15 protein-coding genes and 3 pseudogenes are annotated in these 17236 nt (G+C 55.3%); 15 read left to right on the forward strand and 3 right to left on the reverse strand.

Annotated features, from left to right (window positions below; translation table 11 throughout):
* Positions 1 to 398: 398 nt before the first annotated feature.
* Genes RHEC894_RS23765 through RHEC894_RS23810 form a run of 10 tightly spaced genes read left to right on the forward strand, consistent with a single transcriptional unit; the run spans position 399 to position 10208 of the window.
* Entirely contained in the window at positions 399 to 872 is a 474-nt protein-coding gene (locus RHEC894_RS23765; RefSeq protein ID WP_085739454.1) for a carbon monoxide dehydrogenase subunit G, read from the forward strand.
* 47 nt (positions 873 to 919) lie between these two features.
* Entirely contained in the window at positions 920 to 1846 is a 927-nt protein-coding gene (locus RHEC894_RS23770; protein WP_085739455.1) for an alpha/beta fold hydrolase, read from the forward strand.
* A gap of 12 nt (positions 1847 to 1858) precedes the next feature.
* Positions 1859 to 2725, forward strand: a complete 867-nt coding sequence (locus tag RHEC894_RS23775; RefSeq protein ID WP_085739456.1) for a xanthine dehydrogenase family protein subunit M — start codon at positions 1859 to 1861, stop codon at positions 2723 to 2725.
* Positions 2726 to 2745: 20 nt separating this feature from the next.
* Positions 2746 to 3228 (forward strand): (2Fe-2S)-binding protein, encoded by a 483-nt coding sequence (locus tag RHEC894_RS23780; RefSeq protein ID WP_085739457.1) that lies wholly within the window; start codon positions 2746 to 2748, stop codon positions 3226 to 3228.
* Positions 3221 to 5593, forward strand: coding sequence for a xanthine dehydrogenase family protein molybdopterin-binding subunit (locus RHEC894_RS23785; RefSeq protein ID WP_085739458.1), 2373 nt, complete (start codon positions 3221 to 3223; stop codon positions 5591 to 5593). The genes RHEC894_RS23780 and RHEC894_RS23785 overlap by 8 nt, the downstream gene beginning before the upstream one ends.
* Positions 5594 to 5615: 22 nt before the next feature.
* Complete coding sequence (locus tag RHEC894_RS23790) at positions 5616 to 6875, forward strand: amino acid ABC transporter substrate-binding protein (protein WP_085739459.1); 1260 nt, start codon at positions 5616 to 5618, stop codon at positions 6873 to 6875.
* A 28-nt stretch (positions 6876 to 6903) separates the two neighbouring features.
* Positions 6904 to 7773 carry a branched-chain amino acid ABC transporter permease gene (locus RHEC894_RS23795; protein WP_085739460.1) on the forward strand — a complete coding sequence of 290 codons (870 nt, stop codon included), beginning with the start codon at positions 6904 to 6906 and terminating at the stop codon, positions 7771 to 7773.
* On the forward strand, positions 7770 to 8759 hold the full coding sequence (locus tag RHEC894_RS23800; RefSeq protein ID WP_085739461.1) for a branched-chain amino acid ABC transporter permease: 990 nt from the start codon (positions 7770 to 7772) through the stop codon (positions 8757 to 8759). Before RHEC894_RS23795 ends, RHEC894_RS23800 begins: the two co-directional genes overlap by 4 nt.
* Positions 8756 to 9487, forward strand: a complete 732-nt coding sequence (locus RHEC894_RS23805; RefSeq protein ID WP_085739462.1) for an ABC transporter ATP-binding protein — start codon at positions 8756 to 8758, stop codon at positions 9485 to 9487. Before RHEC894_RS23800 ends, RHEC894_RS23805 begins: the two co-directional genes overlap by 4 nt.
* Positions 9477 to 10208 carry an ABC transporter ATP-binding protein gene (locus RHEC894_RS23810; protein WP_245339538.1) on the forward strand — a complete coding sequence of 244 codons (732 nt, stop codon included), beginning with the start codon at positions 9477 to 9479 and terminating at the stop codon, positions 10206 to 10208. The genes RHEC894_RS23805 and RHEC894_RS23810 overlap by 11 nt, the downstream gene beginning before the upstream one ends.
* 10 nt (positions 10209 to 10218) lie before the next feature.
* Here the strand turns inward: RHEC894_RS23810 and RHEC894_RS23815 are convergent, their stop codons facing one another.
* The gene (locus tag RHEC894_RS23815) at positions 10219 to 11145 is read right to left on the reverse strand and encodes a LysR family transcriptional regulator (protein WP_085739464.1); all 927 of its coding nucleotides are present in this window, start codon (positions 11143 to 11145) and stop codon (positions 10219 to 10221) included.
* 244 nt (positions 11146 to 11389) lie between these two features.
* Between RHEC894_RS23815 and RHEC894_RS33500 the strand changes: the two are divergent.
* The 3 genes and pseudogenes from RHEC894_RS33500 to RHEC894_RS23830 all read left to right on the forward strand — a co-directional run.
* Positions 11390 to 11684: pseudogene (locus tag RHEC894_RS33500) on the forward strand (IS3 family transposase); the annotation flags it as partial.
* A 103-nt stretch (positions 11685 to 11787) separates the two neighbouring features.
* The gene (locus RHEC894_RS23825; RefSeq protein ID WP_085739466.1) at positions 11788 to 12822 is read left to right on the forward strand and encodes an IS110 family transposase; all 1035 of its coding nucleotides are present in this window, start codon (positions 11788 to 11790) and stop codon (positions 12820 to 12822) included.
* A 298-nt stretch (positions 12823 to 13120) separates the two neighbouring features.
* Positions 13121 to 14659, forward strand: coding sequence for an IS3 family transposase (locus RHEC894_RS23830; RefSeq protein ID WP_085739467.1), 1539 nt, complete (start codon positions 13121 to 13123; stop codon positions 14657 to 14659).
* 74 nt (positions 14660 to 14733) lie between these two features.
* On the opposite strand, the pseudogene RHEC894_RS32610 reads toward RHEC894_RS23830, so the two are convergent.
* Positions 14734 to 14865, reverse strand: a pseudogene (locus tag RHEC894_RS32610) (ATP-binding protein); the annotation flags it as partial.
* 221 nt (positions 14866 to 15086) lie between these two features.
* Entirely contained in the window at positions 15087 to 15527 is a 441-nt protein-coding gene (locus tag RHEC894_RS23840; RefSeq protein ID WP_010067288.1) for an Lrp/AsnC family transcriptional regulator, read from the reverse strand.
* A 241-nt stretch (positions 15528 to 15768) separates the two neighbouring features.
* Here RHEC894_RS23840 and RHEC894_RS23850 point away from each other — a divergent pair.
* Both RHEC894_RS23850 and RHEC894_RS23855 read left to right on the forward strand, forming a co-directional pair.
* A pseudogene (locus RHEC894_RS23850) lies at positions 15769 to 15978 on the forward strand (nickel permease); the annotation flags it as partial.
* Positions 15979 to 16017: 39 nt separating this feature from the next.
* A complete protein-coding gene (locus RHEC894_RS23855) occupies positions 16018 to 17229 on the forward strand; it encodes an aminotransferase class I/II-fold pyridoxal phosphate-dependent enzyme (protein ID WP_183610237.1) in 1212 nt (403 codons plus the stop codon).
* Positions 17230 to 17236 lie beyond the last annotated feature (7 nt).

Consider the following 17236-nt stretch of genomic DNA (forward strand, 5'->3'; position numbering starts at 1 on the left):
TCAGCACCTCGATTCCGAGACGTCAGCGAGCTTCTAAGCAAATATTATCTTTTCGATGGAGACACTCAGGGCGGCGCCTTCTACCTCTGGTCGACCCGTGCAACAGCAGAATCGTTTTTCGACGCAACCTGGCGTGAAGCCTTGACCGAACGCTATGGTGCTCCGCCCAAGCTTTCTATGTTTGAGGTGCCCGTTGCAATCGATAACGTCGCTACCGCCAGGTGTCAGCTTTAACGATAATGTTGACTGCTCAGTTTCTAGCCATCGAAGCGGCCCAAGCCGCGCGAAGAGGTCCGCTGCCGAAGGCAGCTTAGTTTTGGCGTAGAGTGATCGCAGAGCCAAAGACTAGATTAGTGCGCTAGCATTTGCCTACAGAAAGCATCTAGGGAGGAATTCTAATGGCGGTCTTACTATCCGGACAGTATTCGTTACCCGTAAGCCGGGAAGTCGTCTACGCGGCGCTGAACGATCCAGACGTCCTGCGTGAATGTATCCCAGGGTGCGAAGAGCTGGAAGTGCGCTCCGACGGTATATTCGCAGCAGTCGTGCGACTGGAACTTGGTCCTCTGAAGACTCGCTTTCGGGGAAAGGTCCGGCTGGAGGACTTGGACCCGCCGAACTCCTATCGAATTTCTGGTGAGGGTGATGGTGGAATAGCAGGCTTCGCAAAAGGTGGCGCCGCGCTAAAACTGGTCCCGGACGACGAGGGGGGTACGCTTCTGTCTTATGAAGCTGAAGCCAATATCAACGGCAAGATTGCTCAGCTTGGGCAGCGATTGATTACCAGCACAAGCAAAAAAATTGCAGACCGCTTCTTTGAAAGCCTGACCAACCGTCTGCAACCTAATCCCCGCACCGCTGAATCCCAATAACGAGATCTTCGACCCAGTCAAAACTCTGAATCGAAAGGTAATGTGAAATGCCAAAAATAACGGAACTGACTTTCTTCAGCGAGGGTTTAAAGCTCAAAGGTCTCCTCTACGAGCCCGACGACCTGAAACCAGGGGAGAAGCGCGCTACGGTAGTGTGCTGCCACGGGTACACCGGAATGAAGGATGTATATCTCCTTCCCGTCCCGGAACGCCTGGCCCTTCACGGCTACGTCGCTTTCGCATTTGACCACCGAGGCTTTGGAAAGAGCGACGGTGTGCGTGCTCGGCTGATACCTCCTGAGCAAGTCGAAGACATTCGCAATGCGATAACGTTCGTATCGACGTTGCCCTCTGTGGATACCGACCGTATCGCGCTCTATGGCACATCATTTGGCGGAGGAAATGTCATCGCGGCGACCGCGACCGATGATCGCGTTCAGTGCGTTGTCTCCGTGGTCCCTGTTGGCAATGGCGAGCGTTGGATGAAAAGCTTGCGTAAACATTGGGAATGGTTGAAGTTCCAGGACGTTCTCGCGGAGGATCGTCGCCAGAGAGTGCTCACCGGCGAGTCACGCCGGGTTGACGTCACCGAGCTGATGCCCGGAGACCCCCACTCACGGCAAGTTATCCAGGAGAAGGTGAAGGCCGCCGAAACCTACACGCAGGGCTACCCTCTTGAAAACGCTGAAGCTACGATCCGCTGGCGGCCTGAGGATTTCGTTCAAGCGGTAGCTCCTCGCCCCATCCTCTTTATGCACACCGAATGCGACGGGCTCGTTCCAATTGACGAGTGCTATGCGCTGTACGCAAAGGCCCAAGAACCGAAGAAGCTTATCACTATACCGAACGCGGACCACTATGATGTGTATCAGTTCGTAAACCCGGATGTCTTCGAGAAAGTGATCGCTGAAACCATTGCTTGGTATGACATGCACCTAAAGACGAAGGTGAAACGCATCGCAGAAGTCGCATAGGGAGGTATTACCATGGCGCTACCCGTTTTTGACTACCTCGCTCCTAAAAGTATCGAAGAGGCCTGCGCAGCACTGCAGTCCAAACCCGACACATCGAAATTGATAGCGGGGGGGCAATCCGTATTGCGCGTTATGAAATTCCGGATCATGGCCCCTGAGCTTCTAGTGGACGTGAAAGCGATACCCGGGCTGCGTTATGTTGAAGAAGAACCGGACGTCCTGCGTATCGGCGCTACTGCGACCCAGACCGACGTCTTGCGTTCGGAGATTGTTCGGACCGAATTTCCTCTATTGTTCGAGGCCATCTCGCGAATTGCAACGACAGCGGTCAGAAATACAGCAACCATCGTCGGCAACATCTGCGTGGGTCACACGGCGAGTGACCCGTCAGCAGCCTTGCTCGCGCTCGACGCAATCCTTGTTGTGGTTGGCACCACCGGTGAGCGCGTCGTGCCCATCAGCGAGTTCTTCGTCGGGCATATGACAACATCGCTGGATGCGACGGAGCTGGTTCGTGAGATCCGTATACCTCGGCGCAAGGGCAATCTGGGTATGGCCTATCTGGCTCATGCCGGGAGAGCTGCGATGGAAACCCCGCTAGTCGCGGCAGGAGCAATTCTGTCGGTCCGGGATGGGGTGTGTACGGGGGCGACCATTGCCCTGGCGGGAGCCGATGAGACCCCTATCCGCGTTGGTCGCGCGGAGGAGGCGCTTGTCGGAACCAGGATCGATGATCGCACGATTCTCCAGGCCTCGTCCATCGCAGCAGAAGACTGTTCGCCGGACACCGACGTTTACGCGTCCGGCGAATATCGTCGCAGGCTCGTTGCAGTCTACGTGCGCGACGCCCTGCGAACGGCGGCAAGTCGCGTGCAGTAAGTTGTAAGGGAGGAAAAAGAATGCGTAGCCATATAGCGCTTCAGATAAACGGGCGGCGGCACACATCGGAGATCGAGCCCAACACTCTGCTGCTCGATTTCCTCAGGTGGGAGGTCGGCCTGACCGGAACGAAGGAAGGTTGTGGCGAGGGCGTCTGTGGTTCCTGCACAGTCGATGTAGATGGGGAATTAGTCAGATCCTGTTTAACGCTTGCGGTTCAAGTTGCAGGAAAGTCAGTTACAACGATCGAAGGAATGGCAAATGGCGAGAAGTTGCACCCGCTTCAACGGAAATTCTTGGAGCATGGTGCTGTTCAGTGCGGGTTCTGTTCACCGGGCCTGATCGTTACCGCGAACGCTCTCCTGGCAGCAAATCCGAACCCCAGTGAAGCCGAGGTCCGTGACGCGCTCAGAGGTAATTTCTGTCGTTGTACCGGGTACGTTAAGATCATCGAAGCCGTTCTGGCAGCAGCAAGCGAGATGCGGAGCAACGCTCATGAATAATCCGACCGAAGAATTCAGCGTTGTTGGCAAGAACGTTATACGCGAAGAGGGTCCCGGAAAGGTCACGGGATTCGGTAAGTATGCAATTGACATCGAGTTTCCGCGAATGCTTTGGGCGAAGGTCAAGCGGAGCACTCGGCCACATGCCAAAATTCTAAACGTGGATATCAGCCGAGCTCAGGCCCTGCCGGGTGTGCATGCGGTGGTCGTCGACAAGGACTGCCCTCAGACGCTGTTCGGCTTCGGCTGCTATGACGAACCCCTGCTTGCCAGAGATAAAGTTCGCTATATCGGAGAACCAGTGGCAGCCGTCGCTGCTGATAGCGAGGCCATTGCAGAAATGGCGTGCGACCTCATTGAGGTCGACTATGAGGATTTGCCTGCAATTTTCGATCCTTGGGAGGCGTTTGGGGCTAATCCCAAGACGCTGATTCACGAAAACCAGGCAAATTATCGGCGGGTTCCTATTGGTCCCGTTCAGTACGACGCGAAGCACCCTAACGCATTCGGCTATTACCGTATCCGCACTGGCGAAGTCTCAAAAGGCTTCGAGGAAGCGGACGCGATCATCGAGAAGACATACTCAAACGCGATGATGGCTCATGCGACAATGGAGCGACACAACTGCATTTCTCATTGGGGTGCGGATGACAACATTACAGTATGGTCTTCCTCCCAGGCCGCCTATCCCCTGCTCAATCAAATCAGTGAGGCCCTTGACGTCCCTCACTCGCGCATTCGCGTCATCATTCCGAAGTATGTCGGCGGCGGCTTCGGCGGAAAGATTGAGATGAAGGCTGAGGGCTTGTGCGCAGTGCTTTCGCGCGCCGCAGGTTATCGCCCAATCAAAATCGTCTACACTCGCGAGGAATCGCTTTGCTGGGCTGGAGTTCAACATCCGTTTGAAATGCGCATCAAGTCTGGCGTCCGGAAAGACGGAGTTATCACTGCGTGCGAGATGTTCGTCCTAGTCAATGGAGGAGCCTACGCGCAACACGGTTTCCTCGTGACACGCCAGGCAAGTTACGGCCCGCTCGGTTCTTATCGCTTTCCGCACTTCAAGCTCGACAATTATGTCGTCTACACAAACAATCCTCCGGGTGTGGCGTATCGAGGCTTTGGCAACACTCAGATCCATTTCGCGCTTGAATCCCACATTGACGAGTTGGCTCATGCAATCGGCATGGACCCCTACGAAATCCGACGGAGAAACGTCCTCCACGAGAACGAGATCAACGCGGCAGGCGAGATACAACATTCCGTGGCGGGCGCGGAATTGCTCGATGAAATAAAGTCCGGTCTGGAGCGCCATGGGCCTCTTGAACGGGTTGACGGCCCCTGGCGACGCGGGAGAGGTATCGCATTTGCGAACAAGGACAGCGTCGCGCCCTCAGCCTCCTCCGCCATCGTGAAGATTCATAACGACGAAACTGTGGAAATTCGCCACAGCGCCGGCAATATCGGTCAAGGGAGCTCAACGACTCTCATCCAGATTGCAGCGGAGTTCTTCAAGGTGACGCCGGAGCGGGTGAGGACTGCGGAGGTCGACACTTGGGTGACTCCGTACGATCAGCTAACGGGATCAAGCCGCCTTACCTTCGCTGCCGGCAATGCCGTCTTAATGGCGTGCGAAGATGTCAAAAGACAAGTGATAAAGATGGCTTCGGAGCTCATGCAGGCAACCCCGGAAGAGCTCGAACTGGCCGACATGAATGTCTTCGTGAGAGACAACCCCGCACGTTTGATGCGGGTCCGAGACCTCTTCCGTACCGTCTTTTTCACGGGTTCGTTTCTTCCTGCCGGAGGCGAATTGTTAGGCAAGGCGACCTTCACGGTCCCGTCGAGCAAGATCGACCCTGAAACTGGGCATGCCGCCAATGACGGTCTGCGTAAGATATTTTCCTTCTGTACCAGGGCGGCACAGGCGGTGGAGGTGGCAGTCAACATAGAAACGGGCCAGGTCAAGCTTGAGAAAATCGCTATTGCGAATGATCTCGGCAAAGCGATTAACCCAATGTCATGTGAAGGGCAAATGCATGCCGCAATTTCCATGGGGCTCGGTCAGGCAATCTCGGAGGAGTTGCAGATCAGCGAGGGAAGTATCCTGAATGGCGATTTCTCATCCTATCGGTTTTTGACGGCAAAGGACGCACCTTCAAACGAGCACGTTTCTACCCACATCGTCGAGATACCCCAATTTGACGGCCCCTATCAAGCGAAAGGCTTTTCAGAAGCAACAACATCGCCGACGGCCCCAGCGATCGCCAACGCGATTTTCGACGCTGTCGGCGTGCGTCTCCGCCACATGCCCATGACACCGGAAAGGGTGCTGGAGGCGCTCGACCAGCTGAATACAGAGAATTGAACTGACATAACGGGAGGAAAATATGTCCAATTTTACGAAGCGAAGTGTTCTTCGCACGATGCTGCTTGGCCTGGGATTAGCCACTATTGCCCAACCAATATGGGCGCAGGATAATCCCATCAAGGTAGGAACGAGCATGGCGTTGTCGGGTCCGCTTGCCGGTGGGGGGCGCCAATCGCGACTCGCGCTGCAAATGTGGGTGGAAGACATCAACTCGAGAGGTGGTCTTCTTGGACGAAAGGTTGAGCTTATTACCTACGACGACCAGGGAAGTCCTGCCCAAAGTCCAGGCATATTCTCAAAGCTCATCGATCTAGATCAAGTCGATCTTTTGATAGCACCCTACGGAACAGTACCGGCGGCAGCGGTAATGCCAATGATGAAGGAACGTCAGCGTCTTCTGATTGGTCAAATCGGATTTCAAATCAACTCAAAAACTCATCATGATATGTGGTTCAACAACTCACCGTGGAGCGACGCGGATAGTTGGGTGGGCGGCTACTTCAAACTTGGCCAAAAGGTGGGCGTAAAAAAGGTCGCATTTCTAGCGGCTGATCAAGAATTTTCCCAGAATATTCTGGCAGGTGCCAAGACGCTCGCTACAAAGTCCGGCTTTGAGACTGTATATGAACAAACCTATCCCCCGACAACGGTCGATTTTTCCGCGATGATACGCGCGATCAGGGCTGCTGCCCCCGATATGGTCTTTGTTGCATCTTATCCTGCGGATTCAACGGCGATCATCCGCGCAGTTGGTGAAATTGGCATTGGTTCGTCCGTCAAACTGTTCGGCGGTGGAATGGTCGGGCTTCAATACGAAGCAGTGATGAACACTTTAGGTTCTCAGCTAAACGGCATCGTCAACTATCACACCTACGTCCCGGAAAAAACAATGGCGTTTCCTGGCGTTCGTGAGTTCTTGGATCGCTATACCGAGAGAGCAAAGGCCGAGAACGTTGATACACTGGGTTTTTATGTAGCTCCATTTTCCTATGCCGCAGGCCAGATCCTGGAACAGGCAGTAAAGGCAACTGGCAGCGTGGATAGCGTCGAACTCGCCAAATATCTCCGTTCTAACGAGGTCCAGACCATTGTCGGCCCCATTCGCTGGAGTGCCGACGGCGAATGGGCGGAGCCGCGCGTGGTAATGATCCAATTCAGGACAATCAAGGACGGAGATGCCGAGCAATTCCGCCAGGAAGGAAAGCAGGTCGTCGTAGATCCAGACCGCTTCCGCACTGGTGACCTCATTTCGCCACTTAGCGAAGCACAACGCAATTGAGCTTCGTCTGAATTAGGAGGGATGAAAAATGTCAATAGATCTTCTGCTCGAGGGATTGATCTTCGGTGTGTTTGTTGGCTGCTTCTATGCCGCGGTCAGCATTGGTCTTTCGATCGCGTTCGGACTTCTGGACGTTCCGCATATAGCGCATGCGTCGTTTCTTGTGCTTGCTGCCTATATGACGTTCCTCCTTGGATCTTACGGTATAGATCCGCTTCTGGCGGGCCTGATCATACTGATACCGTTCTTCGCGCTTGGAGCTGTCGTCTACCGCTTCTACTACGAAGCGTTCGAGAAACGCGGTACTGATGCAGGCGTGCGTGGCATCGCGTTCTTCTTTGGGGTTGCCTTCATCGTGCAAGTTATACTTTCGTTAGTATTTGGCCTCGACCAACGCAGCGTGGGCGCGTCTTATATCGGCAGCAGTTTAGGGCTGGGGGAAATGAGAATCCCGTGGCGTTTGATTGTTGCATTACTTGTAGCGATTGGCCTTGTTGTGATTTTGAATCTCTATCTTTCAAGGACCTTCCAGGGGCGTGCCATTCGGGCGGTTGCGCAGGATCCGTGGGCTCTCAAAGTAATAGGTGCCAACCCCGTTATGACCAAGCAATGGGCGTTTGGTCTTGCCACCGCCGCAACCGCGATAGGAGGCGCGCTGCTCATAATCGTGAGCCCAGTCGAACCAAGTCTCGACAGGGTTTACATAGGCAGGACCTTTTGCGTGGTTGTTTTGGCCGGACTTGGAAGCATGAGCGGTACCCTAATCGCGGGCATAATGCTGGGGGTTATAGAGTCGCTCGTTCTCACTGCTTTTGGAGCTTCCTGGGCACCCGCGGTCGCGTTCGGATTACTGCTGCTCGTGTTGGGCCTGCGCCCTCAAGGACTTTTTGGACGATGAGAAACAACTCCACTTCATTTTGGGCCTTCGCTTTGGCGCTTCCGATCCTCGCATTTGTTTTGCCAAAAGTTGGTCTCAACGAATACTACTTCTACGTCGCTTATGTCGTACTACAGTATGTAGTACTGGCAACCGCGTGGAATATCCTGGGGGGCTACGCAGGTTATGTGAATTTCGGTACAGGGGCTTTCTTTGGGCTCGGTGCCTACACCGCGCTGGTTGCTATGAAGGCATTCGGTGCACCGCTCTTCGTACAGATCGCCGCCGCTGCAATCGTCGGCGCGTTGCTTGGAATAGGAGCCGGACTCCTAACTCTTCGGCTGAAGGGCATATTTTTTTCAATTGCCACGATAGCAGCGGCTATCGTCATCGAGACATTCATTCTCAATTGGCGCTTCGTCGGGGGTGCGTCAGGGATGCAAGTCATTCGTCCAGAGGTTCCGCTCGGCTTCGAAACCTATACGCGGCTCTTGTTTTTCGTGATGACGATACTGACCGTGGTTGCAATCATCGTCGCTCGCTATATCGAGAAATCCTGGGTGGGACGGGGTCTTCACGCACTGAGGGATGCTGAATCGGCAGCCGAATGTTCCGGAGTTCCGACCCTACGGTTAAAACTCTTAGCCTGCGCGCTCTCGGGCGCGCTCATGGCGGCTGCCGGCGCCCCCTTCCCTCTCTATACCAGTTTCATCGAACCCCATTCGACTTTCAGCTTGAACTACTCCGTTATGGCGCTTTCGATGGCTGTCGTCGGGGGCATGTCACGTTGGTGGGGACCTGTACTGGGAGCCATTTTGATAGCTAGCACCCAGCAACTCGCCGCCTCAGCCAGTCCCGAGCTTCATCTGCTTGTCGTGGGATTACTGATGGTCATTTTCGTGATCGTGGCCCCTGATGGTCTAGTAGGACTGATCCAGTGGGCGCGTAAGATGGTTGGCTCAGGAAGAAAAGAAGTCAAACTTGCGAGAGGGAGCGAGAGGGCATGACAACTCTCCTGAGAGTCGAGACTCTTACGAAGCGGTTCGGTGGCTTTACCGCACTGTCTGACGTCAACCTGAACGTTGCAAAAGGCGAACGGCTAGGGCTGATCGGTCCCAATGGATCTGGCAAGACAACACTGATCAACTGCATCTCCGGCGTTGTACAGATCGACCAGGGCGCGATCGCTTTCGAAAACAGGGACATTTCGGCACTTGCTGCCTATAAAAGAGCCAAGAAGGGTATTGCGCGTACCTTCCAAATACCGCGGCCATTCCATTCGATGTCTGTCATCGAGAATCTGATGGTTCCTCTCGAGTACATCGTTCACGGTCTCGTCGATGGGAGCAACCGGAACGCGGTACATGCGGAGGCTAGCGAGTTACTTCATCGTATGAGGCTGTCGGACCGCACCAACGCTCCGGCAGGCCAACTCTCTCAAGTCGAGCTGAGAAAACTCGAGCTTGCGCGGGCGGTTGCGGCCCGGCCGAGGCTGCTTATATGCGACGAGGCGATGGCTGGCCTCGCTACTAAGGAGGTCCATGAGATCCTGGATATACTGATGGAGCTAAATGCCTCTGGTATCACAATCATCATGGTGGAACATATTCTGCAAGCCGTGATGCGTTTCTCGCAGCGGATTGTCTGTCTTACAGCGGGTCGCATCATCAGTGATGGTGCCCCTGTAGATGTTATGGCAAATCCCGAAGTACGGAGGGCCTATCTTGGAAGCTAAGATTACGGTGCGTGATCTTTACGCCGGCTACGGTGCTGTGCAGGTTCTGCACGGTTTGTCGATGGAAGTTCGGAGCGGCGAGACCGTAGCTCTATTGGGGACAAACGGAAACGGCAAGAGTACGTTGATGAAGTGCCTGATTGGCGACGTCCGGCCGACGCATGGATCGATCACTCTTGAAATAGACGGGCGAGTAGTCGACCTGACTAAACTCCGGACGCACGAAGTTGTGGAACTTGGCATCAGCATTGTGCCTGAGGGGCGGCGCCTTTTCCCACAGCTATCTGTTGAAGAAAACCTGCTTCTCGGGGCATATAGGAAAGCTGCCAGGCGCGATATATTGAAAAATCTCGACTTTTGCTATGGGGCCTTTCCCTTTCTCAAGGAAAGACGTCGGCAGCTCTCTGGTTCAATGTCGGGTGGCCAGCAACAGATGCTTGCCCTGGCACGTGCGATTATGTCTTCCCCAAAAATACTTCTCGTTGACGAGCCCTCGGTCGGACTTGCACCCATCATGGTGTCGCAAGCTATTTCTAAAATTCGCGAACTCAAAGATGAGTTCGGTCTGACAGTTTTGATGGCCGAGCAAAACTTTCAAGAAGCTCTGCGTGTTGCTGACAGGGGCTACGTTCTCGTGCACGGCAAGGTGGCGTTTTCCGCTGACTCGGCCGTTGAACTTCAAGACAGCGCACTAATCAGCCAGCTTTATCTTGGTGGCTGAATTGCGGAAGTCATGTTGGATGGGCGGTTATAACCGCCCCTAACCAGTTGTCGCCCTGGATTTTGTCGCGTAGCAGTCTCATCAGCATGTCTCGAAATAGCCTCGCGGGCGTCGTTAGCTCAGTCTGCGTAGGGCGGACTAGAGCCCAATCGACATACAGTCCTTCTATTGGGCTTGCGGAAATCAATCCTTGTTTGAGCGCGGGATAAATGGCGCAATATGGCAGGATACTATAAGCAGTACCCTTCGCAACCAAACCTGAGATCATGCTCGTCGAATTGCTGTCCGCCAGCACGTGCATCGGAATATCTTCACGACCAAACGCGTCCTCGACAGCCACTCGAAAATTGTTCATCCGGTTAGTCAGAACCAGCGGTTTTCCTGCAACATCTTTGAGTGAGAGGAAGCGCGTGATATCGTACTTGTCAGATGAAGGAGCAACCAAAAATAACGTCTCTCTGAAGAGAGGCTCTGAACATAGAGCGTGGTTTCCATCGGAAACAACGACTGCGCAATCAATCTTGCTCTGCTGAATCCCTGCAATTAGGTCGAGGCTTATTCCCTCGCGGATGTGGAGGTGAACATCCCGGTATTCGCGGCAATAGCTGTCTATGAGGTCGATGCTCAGCAAGTGAGCTATTGCGGGCGGGAGTCCGACGGTCAGGTGCCCCCGGGGTGATGACTGGTCCGTTATTTCGTCGCGAAGCTTATCAAACTGGTAGACAAGCGCCGTGGCTTTTTCCCTCAAAGCTTTTCCCGCAGCCGTGAGTGCGACACCTTGACCCGAGCGGATGAAAAGCGCCTCTCCTAGATCTTCCTCCAAAAGCCTGATCTGTCTGGAAAGCGCCGGCTGAGCAATGCCAAGTATTTCAGAAGCCCGGGTGAAATTGCCAAGTTCGGCTATTTGCAAGAAATATCGGATCTGCCTTAGATTCATGGACCCTTGACCAACCGCGATTACCACGTTCTTACACCACGCTGATCATGCACAGATCAACGACCTGAGGTCAACTGGCTTACTTCTCGCCGTCAGGCAAGTAGTCGTTTCGCGAGGTCCGCGTAGCGTCGCCGGTATGAGCCCTGCGGCGCAACTGGGTCTTCAAACAATGACCAGAGCAGAATCGTCAAGCCACAAGGGGTAAATAAACACCCACAGAGGAACACTCCTCATGGCGAGCTATGAGGACGTGGCGTCCGAGCGCCGTCGTTTCGGTTATCGGCGCATACACGTCATGCTGGGTCGGAAGGGGATCGTCATGAACCTGAAGAAGCTCCCGGCATCTCTACCGGGAAGAAAAGCTGACCGCGCGCAAAAGGGGCGGTCGCAAGCGTGCCTTTGGAACGAGAGGACCTTTGGCCGTCGCGTCCCGCTGTAGCCTCGACGTCGTCAGCGACGCTTTCACGGATGGTCGTCGCTTTCTGGTCCTGGCTGTCGTTGACGACTTCACCCGCGAATGCCTGGCGCTCGTCGCCGACGCTCTTGGGGTTGCGGCTTGCACGGGTGTTGGTTATGGGATGGCCCGCCCTTCCGAGGACATCGAGTATGATGTCCTTTTCTTGAAGGGAAAGGAGCAGAGCCATGCAGATTTCTATCTTGGGCATCGACATCGGGAAGAACAGCTGCAGCGTTGTTGGGGTAGATGACCGCGGCGCTGTAGTTGTCCGCCGGACGATGCGGCGACACACATTGATTGAATTCGTTGAGAAGTTGCCAGCCTGCGTTATCGCGATGGAGGCCTGCTGTGGTGCACACCATCTTGGCCGGCTCTTTGCCGCGAGAGGCCATGAGATCAGGCTGATGTCGCCGGAATACGTCCGCCCATATGTAAAGGCGCAGAAGAATGATGACAGAGATGCCGAGGGCATTGCCGAGGCGGCATCTCGACCGACGATGCGGTTTGTCGAACTGAAGAGCCAGGAGCAGTTGGATATCCAGACGTTGCATCGGGTTCGATCCCGGCTGGTTGCGGAGCGAACGACCTTGATCAATCAGCTCCGTGCGGTTCTTCTTGAGAGAGGTGTCATATTCGCCGCGGGCCGCGTGAAGTTCGAGAGCGCTCTGGACGGTCTCCTTGCCGAAGCTGATGAGATCCTGTCACCGCGCATCCGCAGCCTGGTCATCGAATTGCGGGACGAATGGCGAATGCTTGACAAGAAGATCGAGGCATTGAACGCTGAGTTCGTAGCACTCGCCAGGCAGAACAGCGCGATGCGCCGCCTGACATCGATTCCCGGCATCGGCGTGCTCAACGCTACGGCACTCGTTGCAGCAATTGGTGACGCCGGTAGTTTTAAGCATGCCCGAGACCTCGGAGCATGGTTGGGGCTTGTGCCGCGACAGTTCACCACCGGAGGCAAGGCACGTCTGCTTGGGATAACAAAGCGCGGCAACACCTATCTGCGAACTTTGCTGGTCCACGGCGCTCGAGCGGCAATGCACACGCTCAGTCAAAGTGACACGCCAGTCGGGCAATGGCTCCAGACGATGTTGTCCCGAGGCGTCCACCGCAATGTCGTGATCGTGGCCCTGGCAAACAAGCTCGCGCGTATCGCCTGGGCGGTGTTGCGCAAGGGGCAGCCCTATGAACGGGCCTATGGCGTAGCGGCAATCTGAGTCACTGGCTGCCGGGAGCGCAGCCTACGATGTTTGCGAGTGGAATGGAGATGGCCTGACAGTTGATCGGCGTTCAGATAGCCCAGGCGTGGAAATGGTTCTTTGAAACCGTGTTGGTTATCGTGGCTCTGGACGTGCGGATATCCATCTTGGCCACGGCATGCCCGTGAGACCGAATACGTTGAAGCAGACTGGCAGGGATCAAAAAAACACTTGCAAGCAGGGCGGGCCATACGTTCCACGCGGAACTGAGCCGGTGGGGGTGCGGACGAAAACTTGGACCACCAGGAGGTAGTTCATGTATTCCTACGCAGACAGACGTCGAGCCGTTGAGCTTTATATCAGGCTTGGCAAGCGACTTAACGGGACCATTCGCCAGTTGGGTTATCCCACAAAGAATGCGCTGAGGGGTTGGTACCGCGAGTACATACAGCATCTCGACCTGCGTATTCAGCCGGTAGCTCGAGCGCCAAAGTATTCCGAGAGTCAGAAGCAGGCGGCGCTTGAGCATTACCGCACCCATGATCGTTGCATCTCTGCGACGATGAGGGCGCTCGGCTATCCTGGTCGAGGAACTCTGACCGCATGGGTACGGGAGGCCTTTCCAGAGACGCGAACATCGATGGTCGGTCGATCGTGGCGCCCTGCCTATCCCGCAGCGGTGAAGCAAGCTGGTGTCATCGGACTATGTAGTGGAGATGAAAGCGCCCAACAGGTGGCTGACCGGCTGGGCGTCTGCAGGCCGACGTTGTACAACTGGAAAGACCAGCTACTCGGTCATGAGGCTCCTTCCTCCATGAAACGCCGCAAAACCACCCCGCAGACGCCGGAACGCGAGGAACTCGAGCGACAGCTTGAAGCCCTCCAACGTGATGTTCGCCAGTTGCAACTCGAGCATGACCTCCTGAAGAAGGCCAATGAACTCCTAAAAAAAGAACTGGGCGTCGATCTGCAGATCCTGAGTAATCGGGAAAAGACACAGCTGGTTGACGCCCTTAAAGACACCTATCGCTTGCCAGAACTGCTCGCCCAGCTGCAAATTGCGCGAAGCTCCTACTTTTATCATCGCACGCGCATGTGTCTGGCAGACAAGTATGCCGCCGTCCGGCACAGCCTTGCGGAAATCTTTGAAGCGAACCGTCGTTGTTACGGCTACCGCAGACTACAGGCGTCACTGGCCCGGAAGAGCGTGATCATCTCGGAAAAGGTTGTCCAGCGCTTGATGAAGCAGGAGCACTTGATCGTGGCCAGACCGCGCCGACGGCGTTTCGGATCATACTTGGGAGAAATAAGTCCGGCACCCGAGAACCTGATCAATCGCGACTTCCATGCGAAAGCGCCGAACGAGAAATGGCTGACAGACATCACCGAGTTCCATATCCCGGCCGGGAAGGTGTATCTCTCGCCCATCATCGATTGCTTCGACGGAATGGTCATCAGTTGGTCGATTGGAACGCAACCAGATGCGGGGCTGGTCAATACTATGCTGGATGCAGCTATTGAGACCGTGACCGACGCCGAGGAACGGCCAATCGTCCATTCCGATCGCGGAGCCCATTATCGCTGGCCAGGCTGGCTAACGCGGATCAGCGAAGCGAAACTGGTTCGCTCGATGTCCCGAAAGGGCTGCTCACAAGATAACGCCGCATGCGAAGGCTTCTTCGGCCGATTGAAAACGGAACTCTTTTATCCACGAGATTGGAAGGCCATCACAATCGAACAGTTCGTTGCCGAGGTAGACGCTTACATCCGCTGGTACAATGAGAAGCGTATCAAGATATCGCTGGGATCACTCAGCCCGGTCGAATATCGCAAGAGCCTCGGCCTTAACTTATAAAGCAGTCCAACTTTTTATCCGCATCCCCGGTTTTTTCACCGAGAAGTGAGCCACCTCTAAGTATGGTTTTCTGATCAGGGTTTGGTCAAGAGATTGGCTTTTTCTCCTTTCTTCTGGGCTGCGGCGGCCGAGCTGGCTTTGAAGCGGAAGCTGTCATTTCCAGTTTCCAGGATATGACAACGGTGGGTGAGACGGTCGAGAAGAGCGGCAAAATCACGAGCTTTTCGGAATTCCTCCATTGCCGCAGCAAAAGTCGTAATTGCCATTGCACAGATGTACCCGATACCGGCACGCGCCGAAGCTTCAAGCGCGTGCAATGGCGGGAGAGGGAGGTGCCGGAGGCTGTGACAAATGGCCGATCTGGCGTTGAACTGCAGGCGGTTCGGATTGGGTACGCCTGGTTATACGGATGGAACGTCCGCCACTCTTACTTCCGGATGACGGAAGAGAGCGCGAATGCTGTCAAGGTATCACGTACTCCCGGCATTTCCGCGATTTGTTGCCAAATCTGCCGAATTCGGTCCGCCTTTTCAGCCTCAACGCGCACCAGAAGGTCGAAATCTCCCGTCATGACGTCACACGCGACCACCTCGGGTATCTTTCTCAGAGCGTGAAGCACTTCGCCGCCGCGCATCCGGTCGTGGCGGTATACAAACATCAGAGCGGTAGTGCGGTTATGGCTGGCGTCCCCATCGCCAGTGATGATTGTGTATCCTTTGATATAGCCGTCTCGCTCCAGGCGCTCGATCCGCACCCTGACAGCGTTCCGCGACAGGTTTATCTTCGAGGATAGCTCCGCATGCGAAATCCGGGAGTTGGCCTTCAGTTCCGTCAGCAGTTGCTCATCGATGCGATCAAGAGATTTCATGAAGCTGTCGGGTTAAGGTCTATTGGAACATGTCGGGCGATATCGAACTGTATGCTGCCATGGAGAACTCTGCCAATAGATTCTCGTCGCCGTTGCCAGCGTAATACCTAGCTGCGGACGCCAGTACGAAACCTGATAGAGCGTCTTTCTCGGCGTCGGTCAATGCTCTTTCTGCCTGGTAGCCTCGTAGCACCGCCTTTGCTTCCGACTGGGTCGATCCCACCGTCTGACCTGAACATTTGCCGGCGAGGTCGTCCTGCAACTCAAGGCGACACCGATCGTATTTTCGGTGACCGTGATGGATCTCTACGGTGCTGCCTACAAAATCCGCCAGGATACGCTCCTCGTCTACGAGCCCCTCCTCCTCGTTACCGTCTTTTACGTCAGCCTGACTTTCCTGATCACGCAAGGGTTCCAGAAACTGGAAAACGCCATCCCGGTCAGGCGCTGAGGCACTGCCCAACCACTCACTTCAACAAAGAGGTTAATTATGTCGAGACCAGACAAACACGATCTATCGACGCTCTCCTTCAATACGCTGTCGGTGCACGGCGGCAACGAAATCGACAAGACATCGGGCGCGATTCCCACACCGATCGTGATGGCGAATTCGTACGAACTTCCTTACGACCCTTCTACAATGGACTGGTCGGACACCGAGAGCCCCTCCTATACGCGCAATTCCGGCCACAATCAGATCGGCCTGCAGCGCAAGCTCGCGGCCATAGAGGGCGGCGAGGATGCAGCCGTCTTCGCAACGGGCGTCGCGGCGCTTCATGTCGTGTTCTTTACGTTTTTGAAGAGTGGCGACCACGTAATTGTCGGTGACGTCACCTATGAGGCCGTTTGGCGACTGTTTTCAGAGCTTTTGCCGCAGCGTTACAATATCGAAGCCACCTTCGTTGATATGGGCAACATGGATGCCGTCCGAGCCGCCGTGCGCCCGAACACCAAGCTGATCCATACAGAGACCATCGCCAATCCAACGACCAAGGTTGCCGATATCGCGACGCTGGCCTCAATCGCAAAACAAGCGGGCGCGCTCCTGTCGGTGGACTCGACCTTCACCCCTCCCCCGTTCTTCCGCCCGCTCGCAGTTGGTGCAGATCTCGTCATCCACTCGCTGACGAAATACATCAACGGTCATGGCGACGCGATGGGCGGGGTCGTCATCGGCTCGAAGCCGCTTATCCATCACATCAAGGCAGACGCGCTCGTCGATCGCGGCGGCACGATTTCCCCGTCCAACGCCTGGCTGATCATGCGCGGCTCTGTGACTTTGCCGCTGCGCCTGAAGCAGCAGTTTTCATCCGCAGAGATCGTCGCCCGGTCCCTCGCAGCCGACAAGCGCGTCGCCTATGTCACCTATCCCGGTCTCGACAGCCATGACCAGCACGCTCTTGCGAAGGGTCAGTTCGCTGGCAAGGGCTATGGCGCGGTAATGGCTTTTGCCGTCGATGGCGATCCTGATGCGCAGAACCGGTTCGTCGCACATCTCAGGGTCATCACGTCCGCCGTCTCCCTTGGTCATGACGAGAGCCTGATCGTCCATGTCGGTGGCAGTGGGCGCGGCGGCTCCGATCGTTATCCGCCGGATTTCCAGAAATACGGCCATCTGCGGCTCTCCATCGGTCTGGAAGACACCGAGGATCTGATTGCTGACATCAACAACGCCCTCGACGAGACGTTCGAGCGAAGCTGAACACGTA

This window comes from Rhizobium sp. CIAT894 (assembly GCF_000172795.2).
Taxonomy (GTDB): Bacteria; Pseudomonadota; Alphaproteobacteria; order Rhizobiales; family Rhizobiaceae; genus Rhizobium.

What these genes read in the sequence shown, in the direction of transcription:
- RHEC894_RS23840 (WP_010067288.1), bottom strand. Translation starts at nt 15,527, where the DNA reads ATGAAATCTCTTGATCGCATCGATGAGCAACTGCTGACGGAACTGAAG.
- RHEC894_RS23795 (WP_085739460.1), top strand. Translation starts at nt 6,904, where the DNA reads ATGTCAATAGATCTTCTGCTCGAGGGATTGATCTTCGGTGTGTTTGTT.
- RHEC894_RS23825 (WP_085739466.1), top strand. Translation starts at nt 11,788, where the DNA reads ATGCAGATTTCTATCTTGGGCATCGACATCGGGAAGAACAGCTGCAGC.
- RHEC894_RS23785 (WP_085739458.1), top strand. Translation starts at nt 3,221, where the DNA reads ATGAATAATCCGACCGAAGAATTCAGCGTTGTTGGCAAGAACGTTATA.
- RHEC894_RS23790 (WP_085739459.1), top strand. Translation starts at nt 5,616, where the DNA reads ATGTCCAATTTTACGAAGCGAAGTGTTCTTCGCACGATGCTGCTTGGC.
- RHEC894_RS23800 (WP_085739461.1), top strand. Translation starts at nt 7,770, where the DNA reads ATGAGAAACAACTCCACTTCATTTTGGGCCTTCGCTTTGGCGCTTCCG.
- RHEC894_RS23805 (WP_085739462.1), top strand. Translation starts at nt 8,756, where the DNA reads ATGACAACTCTCCTGAGAGTCGAGACTCTTACGAAGCGGTTCGGTGGC.
- RHEC894_RS23765 (WP_085739454.1), top strand. Translation starts at nt 399, where the DNA reads ATGGCGGTCTTACTATCCGGACAGTATTCGTTACCCGTAAGCCGGGAA.
- RHEC894_RS23775 (WP_085739456.1), top strand. Translation starts at nt 1,859, where the DNA reads ATGGCGCTACCCGTTTTTGACTACCTCGCTCCTAAAAGTATCGAAGAG.
- RHEC894_RS23780 (WP_085739457.1), top strand. Translation starts at nt 2,746, where the DNA reads ATGCGTAGCCATATAGCGCTTCAGATAAACGGGCGGCGGCACACATCG.
- RHEC894_RS23770 (WP_085739455.1), top strand. Translation starts at nt 920, where the DNA reads ATGCCAAAAATAACGGAACTGACTTTCTTCAGCGAGGGTTTAAAGCTC.
- RHEC894_RS23830 (WP_085739467.1), top strand. Translation starts at nt 13,121, where the DNA reads ATGTATTCCTACGCAGACAGACGTCGAGCCGTTGAGCTTTATATCAGG.
- RHEC894_RS23815 (WP_085739464.1), bottom strand. Translation starts at nt 11,145, where the DNA reads ATGAATCTAAGGCAGATCCGATATTTCTTGCAAATAGCCGAACTTGGC.
- RHEC894_RS23855 (WP_183610237.1), top strand. Translation starts at nt 16,018, where the DNA reads ATGTCGAGACCAGACAAACACGATCTATCGACGCTCTCCTTCAATACG.